10 protein-coding genes and 1 pseudogene are annotated in these 14,094 nt (G+C 70.0%); 7 read left to right on the top strand and 4 right to left on the bottom strand.

Annotation, left to right across the window (positions count from 1 at the left end; genetic code table 11):
• Positions 1-16 precede the first annotated feature (16 nt).
• Positions 17-1,057, bottom strand: a complete 1,041-nt coding sequence (locus tag ACFYV5_RS19955) for a metal ABC transporter substrate-binding protein (protein ID WP_389170048.1) — start codon at positions 1,055-1,057, stop codon at positions 17-19.
• A 164-nt stretch (positions 1,058-1,221) separates the two neighbouring features.
• On the opposite strand from ACFYV5_RS19955, the gene ACFYV5_RS19950 reads away from it, so the two are divergent.
• Together ACFYV5_RS19950 and ACFYV5_RS19945 are read left to right on the top strand one after the other, a co-directional pair.
• The gene (locus ACFYV5_RS19950; RefSeq protein ID WP_355116049.1) at positions 1,222-2,604 is read left to right on the top strand and encodes a glycine--tRNA ligase; all 1,383 of its coding nucleotides are present in this window, start codon (positions 1,222-1,224) and stop codon (positions 2,602-2,604) included.
• Positions 2,605-2,878: 274 nt separating this feature from the next.
• Positions 2,879-3,097 carry a DUF6243 family protein gene (locus ACFYV5_RS19945; RefSeq protein WP_355116047.1) on the top strand — a complete coding sequence of 73 codons (219 nt, stop codon included), beginning with the start codon at positions 2,879-2,881 and terminating at the stop codon, positions 3,095-3,097.
• A gap of 54 nt (positions 3,098-3,151) precedes the next feature.
• Here the strand turns inward: ACFYV5_RS19945 and ACFYV5_RS19940 are convergent, their stop codons facing one another.
• Entirely contained in the window at positions 3,152-4,609 is a 1,458-nt protein-coding gene (locus ACFYV5_RS19940; protein WP_355116045.1) for an MFS transporter, read from the bottom strand.
• A gap of 125 nt (positions 4,610-4,734) precedes the next feature.
• On the opposite strand from ACFYV5_RS19940, the gene ACFYV5_RS19935 reads away from it, so the two are divergent.
• From ACFYV5_RS19935 to ACFYV5_RS19920, 4 genes are all read left to right on the top strand, one after another.
• Positions 4,735-5,655, top strand: coding sequence for a helix-turn-helix domain-containing protein (locus tag ACFYV5_RS19935; protein WP_389171079.1), 921 nt, complete (start codon positions 4,735-4,737; stop codon positions 5,653-5,655).
• Positions 5,652-6,788: a tRNA dihydrouridine synthase DusB gene (gene dusB, locus ACFYV5_RS19930; RefSeq protein WP_389170044.1), complete on the top strand. Its 1,137-nt coding sequence runs from the start codon at positions 5,652-5,654 to the stop codon at positions 6,786-6,788. Before ACFYV5_RS19935 ends, dusB begins: the two co-directional genes overlap by 4 nt.
• 376 nt (positions 6,789-7,164) lie before the next feature.
• A complete protein-coding gene (gene ppdK, locus ACFYV5_RS19925; RefSeq protein WP_389170041.1) occupies positions 7,165-9,876 on the top strand; it encodes a pyruvate, phosphate dikinase in 2,712 nt (903 codons plus the stop codon).
• Positions 9,877-10,439: 563 nt separating this feature from the next.
• Positions 10,440-11,480: a helix-turn-helix domain-containing protein gene (locus ACFYV5_RS19920; protein WP_389170038.1), complete on the top strand. Its 1,041-nt coding sequence runs from the start codon at positions 10,440-10,442 to the stop codon at positions 11,478-11,480.
• On the opposite strand, the gene ACFYV5_RS19915 is transcribed toward ACFYV5_RS19920, so the two are convergent.
• Complete coding sequence (locus ACFYV5_RS19915) at positions 11,450-12,610, bottom strand: alkaline phosphatase PhoX (protein WP_355116039.1); 1,161 nt, start codon at positions 12,608-12,610, stop codon at positions 11,450-11,452. The genes ACFYV5_RS19920 and ACFYV5_RS19915 overlap by 31 nt on opposite strands.
• 157 nt (positions 12,611-12,767) lie before the next feature.
• Between ACFYV5_RS19915 and ACFYV5_RS19910 the strand changes: the two genes are divergently transcribed.
• On the top strand, positions 12,768-13,751 hold the full coding sequence (locus ACFYV5_RS19910) for a hypothetical protein (RefSeq protein ID WP_389170035.1): 984 nt from the start codon (positions 12,768-12,770) through the stop codon (positions 13,749-13,751).
• On the opposite strand, the pseudogene ACFYV5_RS19905 reads toward ACFYV5_RS19910, so the two are convergent.
• Positions 13,748-14,094, bottom strand: a pseudogene (locus ACFYV5_RS19905) (IS200/IS605 family accessory protein TnpB-related protein); the annotation flags it as partial. The gene ACFYV5_RS19910 and the pseudogene ACFYV5_RS19905 sit on opposite strands and share 4 nt — an antisense overlap.

Here is a 14,094-nt window from a genome sequence, read left to right as displayed (position 1 = left end):
TCCTGCTGTGCGTGGGTCACTTCGCGCCGAGGGCCTTCTTCAGCGCGGCGAGGTTGGACTGCATGACCTCGATGTAGTCATCGCCCTTGGACGTGTCCGTGATTCCCTCCAGCGGGTCCAGGACGTCGGTCTTGAGACCGGTGTCCGACGCGAGGGTCTTCGCGGTCTTGTCGCTGGCGAGCGTCTCGAAGAAGACGGTGGAGACCTTCTCCTTCTTCGCGATGTCCTGGAGCGCCTTCATACGGGCGGGGCTCGGCTCCGACTCGGGGTCGATGCCGGCGATGCCCTCCTGGTCCAGGCCGTAGCGCTCGGCGAGGTAGCCGAAGGCGGAGTGGGTGGTGATGAAGGTCTTGGTGGAGGTGTTCTTCAGGCCGGTCTCGAAGGCGGTGTCCAGGTCGCCGAGCTTCTTCACCAGGGCGTCGGTGTTCTTCTTGTAGTCGGCGGCGTGGTCCGGGTCGGCCTTCTCCAGGGAGGCGCCGACGCCCTTGGCGACCTCGGCGTACTTCACCGGGTCGAGCCAGATGTGCGGGTCGGCGCCGGCCTCGGACTCGTGGCCGTGCTCGTCGGCGGGTGCTTCGTCGGCGTGGGCTTCGCCCTCGTGGGCGGCGTGCTCCTCGACGGTCTCGCCCTCGTGGCCGGGCTCCTCCGCGCCGTGGTCGTGGCCGACGGCGGTGCCGTGGTCCTCGAGCTTGGTGAGGGTGGCGGCGTCGACGGTGTTCTTGACGCCGGACTGCTTGATCGCCTCGTCGACGGCGGGCTGGATACCCTTGAGGTAGAGGACGTAGTCGGCCTCGCCGAGCTCGCCGATCTGCTTCGGCTTCAGCTCCAGGTCGTGCGGCTCGACTCCCGGCTTGGTGAGCGTGGTGACGGCGACGTGCTCGCCGCCGATCTGCTCGGCCAGGTACTGCATGGGATAGAACGACGCCACCACGGCCAGCTTGCCGTCGCTCTCCTTGTCCGCGGCGCCCGAGGTCCCGGAGCAGGCGGACAGGGTGACGAGCCCGAGGGAGACGGCTCCGGCGATGGCGGCGGTGGGTATGAGGCGGCGTACGTTCATGACACTCATTTTCAACAAAACTGGAAACGATTGTCAATTGTCCTACTTGTGGTACCGGCCACGTCGGGACGGCCCCGCCCGGGGCCGGACCGATTTGATACGGGGGGTGCGCGCGCCGGTAATCTGAGGCATTCGCACTTCGTCGTCGTAATGAAGAGAGCACCGTGGCCGCCGACAAGATCGACACCATCGTCAGCCTGAGCAAGCGCCGTGGCTTCGTCTACCCGTGCAGTGAGATCTACGGCGGCCAGAAGGCCGCCTGGGACTACGGACCGCTGGGTGTCGAACTCAAGGAGAACATCAAGCGTCAGTGGTGGCGTTACATGGTCACCTCGCGCGAGGACGTCGTCGGCATCGACTCGTCGGTGATCCTGGCCACCGAGGTCTGGGAGGCGTCGGGCCACGTCGCCACCTTCACCGACCCGCTGACCGAGTGCACCTCCTGCCACAAGCGCTACCGCGCCGACCACCTGGAGGAGGCGTACGAGGAGAAGCACGGCCGCGTCCCCGAGAACGGCCTCGCCGACCTCAACTGCCCCAACTGCGGCAACAAGGGCACCTTCACCGAGCCCAAGCAGTTCTCCGGTCTGCTCTCCACCCACCTCGGTCCGACCCAGGACTCCGGCTCGGTCGCCTACCTGCGTCCCGAGACCGCGCAGGGCATCTTCACGAACTTCGGCCAGGTGCTGCAGACCGCGCGCAAGAAGCCGCCGTTCGGCATCGCGCAGATGGGCAAGTCCTTCCGGAACGAGATCACTCCGGGCAACTTCATCTTCCGCACCCGCGAGTTCGAGCAGATGGAGATGGAGTTCTTCGTCAAGCCGGGCGAGGACGAGCAGTGGCACGAGTACTGGATGGAGCAGCGCTGGAACTGGTACACGGGCCTGGGTCTCCGTGAGGAGAACATGCGCTGGTTCGAGCACCCGCAGGAGAAGCTCTCCCACTACTCCAAGCGCACCGCCGACATCGAGTACCGCTTCCAGTTCGGCGGCAGCGAGTGGGGCGAGCTCGAGGGTGTCGCCAACCGCACCGACTACGACCTGAAGGCCCACTCCAAGGCCTCCGGCAACGACCTGCTCTACTTCGACCAGGACGCCGGCGAGCGCTGGACCCCGTACGTCATCGAGCCGGCCGCCGGTGTCGGCCGCACGATGCTGGCCTTCCTCCTCGACGCGTACAACGAGGACGAGGCCCCCAACGCCAAGGGCGTCATGGAGAAGCGCACCGTCATGCGCCTCGACCCCCGCATCGCGCCGGTCAAGGTCGCCGTCCTGCCGCTGTCCCGCAACGCGCAGCTGTCGCCGAAGGCCAAGGGCCTCGCCGCCGACCTGCGGCAGAACTGGAACATCGAGTTCGACGACGCCGGCGCCATCGGCCGCCGCTACCGCCGCCAGGACGAGATCGGTACGCCGTTCTGCGTCACCGTCGACTTCGACACTCTGGACGACAACGCGGTGACCGTGCGCGAGCGCGACACCATGAAGCAGGAGCGCGTCTCCCTCGACCAGATCCAGGGCTACCTGGGCAGCCGCCTGATCGGCTGCTGACGGTCCCACCCGCGGTACGGATCGGCCCCCGGCTCCGGAAGGAGCCGGGGGCTTCCGTCTGTCGTGGACCCTTTGCGCTGTCGTGGGCCTCAGACGCGCGCCGGCCGTCGTACGTGGGTGGTCCGGCGGAAAATCTGGTGTCGGAGGGCTCCGCGGCGGGGTAGCGTCTGGGGCATGTCTTCGTTCTTCCAGATCTACGAGTGAGAGCGCGGCGGGCCTCGGCGCCCGCCCGCCGCACGATCCCCTCACCACTTCTCACCAATGGGAGAACCCCATGGCCAAGGGCCGTAACAACCTTCTCGGCGTCGGCGGACAGCGCAAGAAGCTGTCCCGCGCCGACCAGCAGGGCTCCGTCGAGGGCCGCAGCGCCGACCGCAAGGCCGCTGTCGACCAGAAGCAGGAGCTGCTGAAGAAGATGCGCGAGCGCGCGCTGGGCGTCGAAGGCGCCGACACCGCGCAGGACGCCGAGGACACCTCCGGCGCCCAGCGGTAAGCAGCAGGCCGTACCAGTGGGGCCCGGGTCACCTCCGTGACCCGGGCCCCACGTCTAGCTCACCGTGCGCGGCAGGCGCAGGCTGAGCAGGACCGTGAGGAGCACCGCCGCCAGCTGGACCAGGAGGGTCACGGTCAGCGCGGTGCCCATCGAGCCCGAGGCCGCCAGGGACAGGAAGAGCGAGCCGAGCGTGGCCACGCCCAGGGCCAGGGCCGACTGCTGGGCGGTCACCATCACGCCGCTGCCCACGCCCGCCCGGTCCGCCGGGACCTCGGAGAGGACGACCCGGAACAGGACCGGGAGCTGGAGACCCTGGCCGAGGCCCGCGACGGCCATGCCCGGCAGAAGGCTCCAGGCCGAGAGGTCGGGCCAGGAGCGCCACACCGTCAGGGCGAGCGCGCCGATCCCGAGCCCCTGCAGGAGCCCGCCCGCCGTGACGATCCGGGTGCCCCAGCGTCGTACCAGGCGCGGGCCCGCCAGCGAGGCCCCGAAGAAGGCCACCGCCATCGGGACCAGCGCCAGACCCGAGACCACCGCGCCCAGGCCGAGGCCCTGCTGCAGCGCGACCGCGATCACGAACATGAAGCCGCCGAAGCCGACCGAGAACGGCAGGACCAGCGCCAGGCCCCTGCGCAGCGAGACGAGACCCAGCAGACTCGGCGGCACCAGTGGCGTACGCCCTCGCCGGTCGGCCCGCAGCTCCACCCACCAGAACGCTCCGGCGGCGAACGGGAAGACGCCCAGCGCGATCCAGGTCCACAGCGGCCAGCCGGAGGCCCGGCCCTCGGTCAGCGGGGCGAGGAGGGTGAGCAGCGCGAGAGCGAGGAGCAGCGTGCCGGGCACGTCGACCGGCGCGGGGCGCTCCGAGCGGGTCTCGGGGACGGTACGGACGGCGAGCAGCAGCCCGGCCACCGCGACCGGCACGTTGACCAGGAAGATCGCCCGCCAGCCGGTGCCCGCGAGGTCGGCCGCGACGAGCACGCCGCCCAGGATCTGGCCGGTCACCATCGCGAGGCCGGCGGTCGCCCCGTACAGGCTGAGGGCCTTCGCGCGGCGCGCACCCGTGGTCGAGGAGTGAATGGTCGCGAGGACCTGCGGGAGCATCAGCGCGGCCGAGGCACCTTGTGCCACACGGGCTCCGACCAGGGTCCAGGCGTCGGGCGCGAGCCCGCAGGCGAGCGAGGTCAGTCCGAAGGCGGCCATGCCCGCGAGGAAGAGCCGGCGCCGGCCGAACTGGTCGCCCAGGCGCCCGCCCAGGACGAGCAGCACGGCGTACGAGAGCCCGTACCCGGCCACGACCAGCTCCAGCATGGCAGGCCCGGCCGCGAGGTCGTGGTCGATGGTCGGCAGGGCGACGTTGACGATGAAGAAGTCGATCAGGGGAAGCGCGGCGCCGAGGAGCACGGTGAACAGGCCGAGGGAGCCGAGGGCGGGCGTCGCGTGGTCGACGGCGACGCCGGTCCGCCGGGCGGAGGTCGTGGTGGAGGCTGTAGTACTCACGCCCTCGACCATCGGCCGTCACTCAGCCTGGTACCAGAGTGTCTTTATCCTGGTACAAGCACTACCTGGCAACCGGCTGACGGCCCCGGCACCCTGGGAGCATGACGACCATGACGGTGGAGACGCGCACGGCGCCCATGGCAACGGCAACGACGACGGCGACGGCGCCCACGAGCACCGGCACGGACGCCGATGTCCGCCGGCACGAGCTCGCCGCGTTCCTCCGCAGCCGCCGCGAGCGCATCACCCCCGAGCAGGTCGGCCTGGTCCGCGGCCGCCGCCGCCGGACCCCCGGGCTGCGCCGCGAGGAGGTCGCGCATCTCTCCGCCGTCGGCGTCACCTGGTACACGTGGCTGGAGCAGGCGCGGGACATCCATGTCTCCCCGCAGGTCCTCGACGCCCTCGCCCGGGCCCTGCTGCTCGACCCGACCGAGCGCAGCCACCTCTTCGCCCTCGGCGGGGAGAGCGACCCCCACCCCGAGTCGCCCTGCCCGACCGTCACGCCGGCCCTGCGCGCGATGCTCGACCAGCTGGAGCCGTTGCCCGCCTGCGTCCAGAACAGCCGGTACGACATCCTGGCGTACAACCGCACGTACGGCAGGCTGCTCTGCGACCTCGACGCGCTGCCGCGCGAGGACCGCAACTGCATCTGGCTGGCCTTCACCAACGACGAGTGGCGGGCCGCCGTCGCCGAGCTGCCGGACGTCACGCGCGCGATGGCGGGCAAGTTCCGCGCCTCGATGGCCGAGCATCTCGCCGAGCCCGCCTGGAAGGCGCTGCTGCACCGCCTGGAGGCGGCCTCGCCGGAGTTCCGGGAGATCTGGGCGCGCCACGAGGTGGTGGCCCAGGGCGGCCGCACCAAGTTCATCCGCAACGCCCATGTCGGCATGCTGCACCTGGAGCACACCAACGTCTGGCTCGGACCGAACTCCGGGCCGCGGCTGGTGACGTACGTACCGGTGGACGAGGAGTCCCGGGCGGGCCTCGAACGCCTGCTGGCCTGCGCGGACGGCACGGCCGACGGACAACCGCGGCAGTGCGGGACAATGGCTCAATGACCGCGTTCTCTCCTCTCGCCATCGGGCCGCACATCGTGCAGCCGCCGGTGGTGCTCGCGCCGATGGCCGGCATCACCAACGCCCCCTTCCGTACCCTCTGCCGGGAGTTCTCCGGCGGCAAGGGCCTGTTCGTGAGCGAGATGATCACGACGCGGGCGCTGGTCGAGCGCAACGAGAAGACGATGCAGCTCATCCGCTTCGACGACACCGAGAAGCCGCGGTCGATCCAGCTGTACGGCGTCGACCCGGTGACGGTCGGCAAGGCTGTGCGGATGATCGTGGACGAGGACCTGGCCGACCACATCGACCTGAACTTCGGCTGCCCGGTCCCCAAGGTCACGCGCAAGGGCGGCGGCTCGGCCCTGCCGTACAAGCGGCCGCTGCTGCGCGCGATCCTGCACGAGGCCGTGACCAACGCGGGCGATCTGCCGGTCACGATGAAGATGCGCAAGGGCATCGACGACGACCACATCACCTTCCTCGACGCGGGCCGGATCGCGGTGGAGGAGGGCGTCACGGCGATCGCCCTGCACGGGCGGACGGCGGCGCAGCACTACGGCGGTACGGCCGACTGGGACGCGATCGCGCGGCTCAAGGAGCACGTGCCGGAGATCCCGGTGCTCGGCAACGGCGACATCTGGTCCGCGGACGACGCGCTGCGGATGATGCGTGAGACCGGCTGCGACGGCGTGGTCGTGGGTCGGGGCTGCCTGGGGCGGCCGTGGCTCTTCAGCGATCTCGTGGCGGCCTTCGAGGGCAGGGGAACGTACGCCCAGCCCGGGCTGCGCGCGGTCGCCGACGCGATGGTCCGGCACGCGCGGCTGCTCGGCGAGTGGCTGGGGGACGAGTCGCGCGGTGTCATCGACTTCCGCAAGCACGTGGCCTGGTACCTGAAGGGCTTCTCGGTCGGTTCGGAGATGCGGAAGAAGCTGGCGATCACCTCGTCCCTGGACGAGCTGAGCGCTCAGTTGAGCGAGCTCGATCTGGACCAGCCGTGGCCGGTGGGTGCGGACGGGCCCCGGGGCCGTACCTCCGGAAACAACCGTGTGGTGCTGCCCGACGGCTGGTTGAAGGACCCGTACGACTGCGCGGGCATCAGCGAGGAGGCGGAGTCGGACACGTCCGGAGGGTGACCCGGGACGTCCGGATCGTGGGAAACGAGGCGCTTTTACGGAGTGATTCGCGCCACCCTTGATAAGGGTGCTGCTCAGATGAGCAGATTGCGGGGCGTTGCACTTCTGGAGGGGTGGCACTGGGTGCCACCCCTTCTGTGTTCAAGAGTTGAACGCAGATGCTCGGGAAGGGGCTCATGTGAGCGCGTAGGCTTTGGTTTGAGTCAAGGGAGCTTCGGCTTCTGAAAGCGGAAGCTACCCGTCGGTTACTTTCGATGTGCTGGCGGACGGGTGGTTAAGACCAGATGACCACTAGGCATACCTCCCCAGGAGCCTTCGATCTGGGTATGTTCCTCGCCGTCAGGGCAGCCACCGAGTCCTCGAGGAGTCGAGACACGTGTCGGAAAACAAAGATCAGAAGTTCGTCTACGACTTCACCGAGGGCAACAGGGACCTGAAGGACCTGCTCGGTGGCAAGGGTGCGAACCTCGCCGAGATGACCAACCTCGGCCTCCCGGTTCCCCCCGGCTTCACGATCACCACCGAGGCGTGCAAGGTCTACCTCGACAGCGGCTCCGAGCCGGTCGAGCTCCGCGACGAGGTCAGCGCGCACCTCGACGCCCTCGAGCAGAAGATGGGCAAGAAGCTCGGCCAGGCCGACGACCCGCTGCTCGTCTCCGTCCGCTCGGGCGCCAAGTTCTCCATGCCCGGCATGATGGACACGGTCCTGAACATCGGCCTCTCCGACGAGTCCGTCACCGGACTCGCCACGCAGGCCGGCGACGACCGCTTCGCCTGGGACTCGTACCGCCGCCTCATCCAGATGTTCGGCAAGACCGTCCTCGGCGTCGACGGCGAGCTCTTCGAGGAGGCCCTCGACGAGGCCAAGGCCGCCAAGAAGGTCACCGTCGACACCGACCTCGACGCCGCCGACCTGAAGAAGCTGGTCAAGCAGTTCAAGAAGATCGTGAAGGCCGAGGCCGGCCGCGACTTCCCGCAGGACCCGCGCGAGCAGATGGACCTGGCCATCGAGGCGGTCTTCAACTCCTGGAACACGGACCGCGCCAAGCTGTACCGCCGCCAGGAGCGCATCCCGCACGACCTCGGCACCGCGGTCAACGTCTGCTCCATGGTCTTCGGCAACCTCGGCCCGGACTCCGGCACCGGCGTCGCCTTCACCCGCGACCCCGCCTCCGGCCACCAGGGCGTCTACGGCGACTACCTGCAGAACGCCCAGGGCGAGGACGTCGTCGCCGGCATCCGCAACACCGTGCCGCTGGCCGAGCTGGAGTCGATCGACAAGACGTCGTACGACCAGCTGATGCAGATCATGGAGACCCTGGAGACCCACTACAAGGATCTCTGCGACATCGAGTTCACGATCGAGCGCGGCCAGCTGTGGATGCTGCAGACCCGCGTCGGCAAGCGCACCGCCGGTGCCGCCTTCCGGATCGCCACCCAGCTCGTGGACCAGGGCCTGATCGACGAGGCCGAGGCGCTCCAGCGCGTCAACGGCGCCCAGCTCGCCCAGCTGATGTTCCCCAAGTTCGACGAGAACGCCAAGGTCGAGCAGATCGGGCGCGGCATCGCCGCCTCCCCGGGCGCGGCCGTCGGCAAGGCCGTCTTCGACTCGTACACGGCCGTCAAGTGGTCGCGCTCCGGCGAGAAGGTCATCCTGATCCGCCGTGAGACCAACCCGGACGACCTGGACGGCATGATCGCCTCCGAGGGCATCCTGACCTCGCGCGGCGGCAAGACCTCGCACGCCGCCGTCGTCGCCCGTGGCATGGGCAAGACCTGTGTCTGCGGCGCCGAGGAGCTCGAGGTCGACACCAAGCGCCGCCGGATGACCACCGCCTCCGGCGCGGTCATCGAGGAGGGCGACGTCGTCTCCATCGACGGCTCCACCGGCAAGGTCTACCTCGGCGAGGTACCGGTCGTACCGTCCCCGGTCGTCGAGTACTTCGAGGGCCGGATGCACGCCGGCGCCGACGACGCCGACGAGCTCGTCCAGGCCGTCCACCGGATCATGGCCTACGCGGACCGCGTCCGTCGGCTGCGCGTCCGCGCCAACGCCGACAACGCCGAGGACGCGCTGCGCGCCCGCCGCTTCGGCGCCCAGGGCATCGGCCTGTGCCGCACCGAGCACATGTTCCTCGGCGAGCGTCGCGAGATGGTCGAGAAGCTGATCCTCGCCGACACCGACGAGGAGCGCGAGGAGGCCCTCCAGGCCCTGCTCCCGCAGCAGAAGCAGGACTTCGTCGAGCTCTTCGAGGCCATGGACGGCCTGCCCGTCACGGTCCGCCTGCTCGACCCGCCGCTGCACGAGTTCCTGCCCGACATCACCGAGCTGTCGGTGCGCGTCGCCCTCGCCGAGGCCCGCAAGGACCCGAACGAGAACGACCTGCGCCTGCTCCAGGCCGTGCACCGGCTGCACGAGCAGAACCCGATGCTGGGTCTGCGCGGCGTCCGGCTCGGACTGGTCATCCCCGGCCTGTTCACCATGCAGGTCCGGGCGATCGCCGAGGCCGCGGCCCAGCGCATCGACGCCAAGGGCGACCCGCGCGCCGAGATCATGATCCCGCTCGTCGGCACCGTCCAGGAGCTGGAGATCGTCCGCGACGAGGCCGAGCAGGTCATCGCCGAGGTGCGGGCCCGGACCGGCGTGGAGCTGAAGCTCGCGCTCGGCACCATGATCGAGCTGCCGCGCGCCGCCGTGACCGCCGGTCAGATCGCCGAGGCCGCCGAGTTCTTCTCCTTCGGCACCAACGACCTCACCCAGACGGTGTGGGGCTTCTCCCGGGACGACGTGGAGGCCAGCTTCTTCACCGCGTACCTGGAGAAGGGCATCTTCGGTGTCTCGCCGTTCGAGACCATCGACAAGGACGGCGTCGGCGCGCTGGTCCGCAGCGCGGTCGAGTCCGGCCGGGCCACCCGCCCGGACATCAAGCTCGGCGTCTGCGGCGAGCACGGCGGCGACCCGGAGTCGGTGCACTTCTTCCACGAGGTCGGTCTCGACTACGTCTCCTGCTCGCCGTTCCGGATCCCGGTGGCGCGCCTGGAGGCCGGCCGCGCGGCCGCCGAGTCGAAGGGCTCCGACAGCCGCTGACGCCGTGCCGGGCGCTCGCTGACCGAGCGTTCAGTAGCAAAGACCGCCGGAGCCGCCGCTCGTCCCCGACCCTCAAACCGATGGGCGGTGGCTCCGGTCAGCAAGAGAGACGGGGCGGACACCTTGTGCGGAGGTGTCCGCCCCGTCGTATTTCGTCCGCCCCGAATCGGCACCCGGATGTTCGCGTCATGTGAGTTCATGTTCAATTGAGGCCGGTTGAATTATTGGCCGTTGAACTTTCTGTTTTGAACTTTCCACGATTGGTCCCGCAAAGAACGGGACGGGCGCGGCCCCCGGATCCCCACCCGGTGACCGCGCCCATTACCCATGCCGGGCAGGTGAGCCGCAACCCTCGCCGACCGCCGCCGGACGTGTGAAGCCCCCCACGGTCTTCGTCACGCCACCTCGGTCCTGAAGGTTTCCTGCCCGACCCGCACAGCCTTTCGGTTCGCCCCCGTTCTCCGCGATGCTTTTCAAGTGTGGCTGAAACACCCTGGTAACGTGCTGTGATGGTGTGCATACTCATCGACGGGGGTGGTTGCGAGTGCACAGGTGGGGGTTTCATGCTGCGGATTCATTTCACCGCAAACGATGTGGCCGGGGTCCGGATGGCCGCCCGGCCGGATGTTCTGTGGGAAACGATTCTCAGTTTTCACCGTTTAAGAGACCGGCGCGGGTCCGTCGTCTACGGCGAATGGCGCTCGGACACCCGCACACGCCTCAACGGTGAGACCCGGCTCCTCGCGGCCCTGGTGCCCAGTCGCGGTTACTTCCCCGACTTCCTGACGCCGTCCCAGGGCGTGCACGGCCTCGACGAGGGCCTCCAGGCGATCCGCGCGACCTCACAGGCCCGGCTCCAGCGGGAACTGGCCCTGCTGGGCGCCGACCGGCCGGGCGGCCGGACCGTGCCCCACTCGCTGCGCGCCCTCGCCGAGGGCGGTGCCGAGCCGCTCAGCCGGCTCGTCGGGGCGCTCCGCAGCTACCACCGGGCGGCGATCGAGCCGCACTGGCCCCACGTCCGGGCCCGGGTCGAGGCCGACCGGGCGCTGCGCGGCCGGGCCCTGCTCGACGGCGGCGCCGACGAACTCCTCGCCTCGCTGCCGCCGATGATCCGCTGGCGCGCGCCCGTCCTGGAGGCCGACTATCCCGTCGAGCGCGACCTGTACCTCGACGGCAGGGGCCTGCTGCTCCAGCCCTCGTACTTCTGCCGCGGCACCCCGGTCGTGCTGCGCGATCCCTCGCTGCCGCCGGTGCTCGTCTACCCGACGACCCACTGCGAGGCGCCGACCGTCCGGGAACCGGGCGGGTCCTCGCTGGCCAAGCTGGTCGGCACCACCCGCTCCGCGGTCCTGCACGCGATCGGGGACGGCGGGACCACCAGCGAACTGGCCCGCAGGGCAGGGGTGTCACTGGCCTCGGCCAGCCAGCACGCGGGCGTGCTGCGCGAGGCCGGGCTCGTCGCCACCCTGCGGCACGGCAACGCCGTCCTGCACACGCTCACGCCGTTGGGCGCCGCCCTGCTGGGCGGCGCCCAAGGAGTCGGGGGCCGGTCACGGGCCCCCGCCGAACGCCACTACGCGCGGAACGGACCCGTCACCTCGTAGGTGATGCCGCCGGAGGAGCTGCCGCTCGTGCCGCGCTGGCTGGAGAAGTAGAACCGCCGGCCGTCGGGGGAGAAGGCCGGTCCGCAGATCTCGGAGCCGGACTGGCCGTTGATCCGCAGGAACGGGGCGACGACGTCGTCCGGCGTGATGACGCAGATCTCCATGTTGCCGCCGTCCTCGGCGATGAACAGGTCGCCGGAGGAGGAGCCGGTGACGTTGTCGACGCCGGTCAGCGGGGCGCCGCCGCCGGCCACGAGCGAGTCGTCGTAGGCCAGCTCGTAGGTGTTGGCGGCCAGGTTGAGCTGCCAGAGGCGGTTGTCGCCCTTGGTGGTGAACCAGACGGTGTCGTTGGCGTAGTGGCAGCCCTCGCCGCCGTTGAAGCGCTTGACGCCGGAGACCTGGTTACGGGTCGCGGTGGGCGAGCCGTCGGGGTCGGGCACGGTGGCCCAGGTGAAGGAGCCGGAGGTGGCGGTGCCCGCCTTGAGGACCTGGAGGGTGCCGGAGGAGAGGTTGCCCCAGGTGGTGGGGACGAAGCGGTAGAAGCAGCCGTCGGACGCGTCCTCGGTGAGGTAGATCGCCTTGCGGACGGGGTCGGCGGCGGCGGCCTCGTGGTTGAACCGGCCCATCAAGGGCCGGCGGACCGCCGCGTTCACACCCCACGGGTCGGTCTCGTAGACGTATCCGGTGGTGACCTCCTCGCAGGAGAGCCAGGTGTTCCACGGGGTCGCGCCGCCCGCGCAGTTGCGGTTGGTGTTGGAGAGGATGCGGTAGGCGGAGGTGATCGAACCCGACGAGTTGAACTTGATGGCGCTCGCGCCGCCGGTGGTGGAGATCTCCGAGTTGGAGACATAGATCCAGCCGGTCCCGTCGGCGAAGCAGGCGCCGCCGTCGGGAGCGTTGTGCCAGGTGTACGAGGTGCCGGAGACCGTCTGCCCCGACCGGGCGATGACCCGGCTGGTGAATCCGCTCGGCAGCTGGATGCCGTTGGCGTCGGCCGCGCCGAGGGCGCCGTACGGGCCGGCGCCGGGCTGGGCGGGCGCCGCGTAGGCGGCCCCGCGCATCAAGGTGCCGCCGAAGGCGGCGGCCGACGTGCCGATGACCGCTCCGCGCAGGAAACTGCGTCGCTCCACGTCACACTCCAGAGGTGGTGGTGATCACCCGCCGCACGGTCCGCGGCGGGGTTCGCGCGATTCCGGAAACTAGAAGTACGGAGTTGACGGTGCATCAACAAGCGGTGAAGGGGAAGCGTCGGTCGGAATGTCACTGGGGTTCGCTACGGTCGGGGGCATGGCGATCACCGCACAACTGCTCGACTCGGTACGGCTGCCGGGTGGGAGCGCACTGGTCAACGGCTCGGCCTACGAGAGCCGGACGGGCTCGGCGCGCTGCGCCCTGCTGCGGAACGGGCACGAGCTGGAAGTCCACGACCTGGACGAACTCCTGGCCGGGGAGGGCGCCCCGCGCGCCGTCTTCCCGGTGCCCTGGCCGGGGTGGGACCAGGGAGTCCACTCGGTGAGCCCGGACGGCACGTTCGCGGTCTTCTCCGGCCAGCGCTCGGTACGGGCGGTGGACGCGCGGGGCACGACCCTCTGGGAGTACCGGCACGGGTGCTGGGACCAGCAGATCGGGCACCCGCACACCGGTGACCCGGGGCAGATCTGCCCCGGCATCGAATCCGGGTCCTGCAAGGTCTCCGACGACGGCCGGCTGGTGTGGGCGCACGTCGTCGCGCCGGAGCGCGGTGAGGGCGAGGGCGACGGGGAGTACGACGAGCTGTGGGTCGTCCTCGACGCGGCCGACGGCAGCGAGCTGGCCCGGCTGACCCTGGACAGCGTGGCCTCCGGCTCCCAGCACCACCCGCACCCGGACGGGGTCCACATGGGCCTGGAGATCGGCATGGGCCAGGACGGCATCCTGCTGTACTGGGGGCGCTGGGACGGGGAGAAACTGACCACCTGGGACCTCAACGAGACGCTGGACCGGATCCTGATGGACGTCCATCCGGAGCAGCCCGGCTTCCTGACGGTGGAGCACTACGGGTACGACATCCAGCTGCACGACCTGGACGGGACGGTGGTGGCGGAGGCGGAGCCCCCGGAGCCCCGCGACGACGAGGACCCGCTCGGCTGGGACTGGGCGTGCGGCTTCGTGGACGCCACGACCGTCATCGCCTCCACCATGGAGTTCGGCGACGACCCCGAGGGCCACAGGCACTGGCTCCTGGACGCCCGCACCCTGGAGATACGCGGGACCGTCGACTACCGTTCCTAGAGACTGAGCGGTAGTGAGTCCTGTTGCCAGGACTCATGCTCAGCCGCGTGCCCCGAACGGTTTTCGGCACGCTGGTCGCCCGCGTTCGCTCCGCGTCCGGGCGGCGCGCATCGTGTGCGTGGTCCGGGGATGCGGGGGCGGGTTTCCTCACGCCCGAGGGTGCCCGATGGGGCCTGGGCGGTCCGATGCCCACGACGATCGCTCCGGTCGTCGTGGGGCGGTGCCGTCCGTCGCCGGATCGGGTGCCGTTGGGCGCGCCTTCCGATCGCCACGGCAGCCGTGTCGTGGCGAGTGGTCTTACGGGTGGTGCTGGTCAGGGACTTCTGCCAGTGCTGGGCGCCCC

Origin of the sequence: Streptomyces sp. NPDC003035 (assembly GCF_042888285.1) — a bacterium.
Lineage (GTDB): Bacteria > Actinomycetota > Actinomycetes > Streptomycetales > Streptomycetaceae > Streptomyces.
Note: the sequence above shows the minus strand (reverse complement) of the source record. Positions and strands in the feature narration are given on the sequence as shown.

Excerpts from the sequence above, each read along its gene's own strand:
- ACFYV5_RS19910 (WP_389170035.1), top strand. The coding sequence starts at position 12,768 with ATGGCGATCACCGCACAACTGCTCGACTCGGTACGGCTGCCGGGTGGG.
- ACFYV5_RS19945 (WP_355116047.1), top strand. The coding sequence starts at position 2,879 with ATGGCCAAGGGCCGTAACAACCTTCTCGGCGTCGGCGGACAGCGCAAG.
- dusB (WP_389170044.1), top strand. The coding sequence starts at position 5,652 with ATGACCGCGTTCTCTCCTCTCGCCATCGGGCCGCACATCGTGCAGCCG.
- ACFYV5_RS19920 (WP_389170038.1), top strand. The coding sequence starts at position 10,440 with ATGCTGCGGATTCATTTCACCGCAAACGATGTGGCCGGGGTCCGGATG.
- ACFYV5_RS19935 (WP_389171079.1), top strand. The coding sequence starts at position 4,735 with ATGGCAACGGCAACGACGACGGCGACGGCGCCCACGAGCACCGGCACG.
- ACFYV5_RS19955 (WP_389170048.1), bottom strand. The coding sequence starts at position 1,057 with ATGAACGTACGCCGCCTCATACCCACCGCCGCCATCGCCGGAGCCGTC.
- ACFYV5_RS19940 (WP_355116045.1), bottom strand. The coding sequence starts at position 4,609 with ATGGTCGAGGGCGTGAGTACTACAGCCTCCACCACGACCTCCGCCCGG.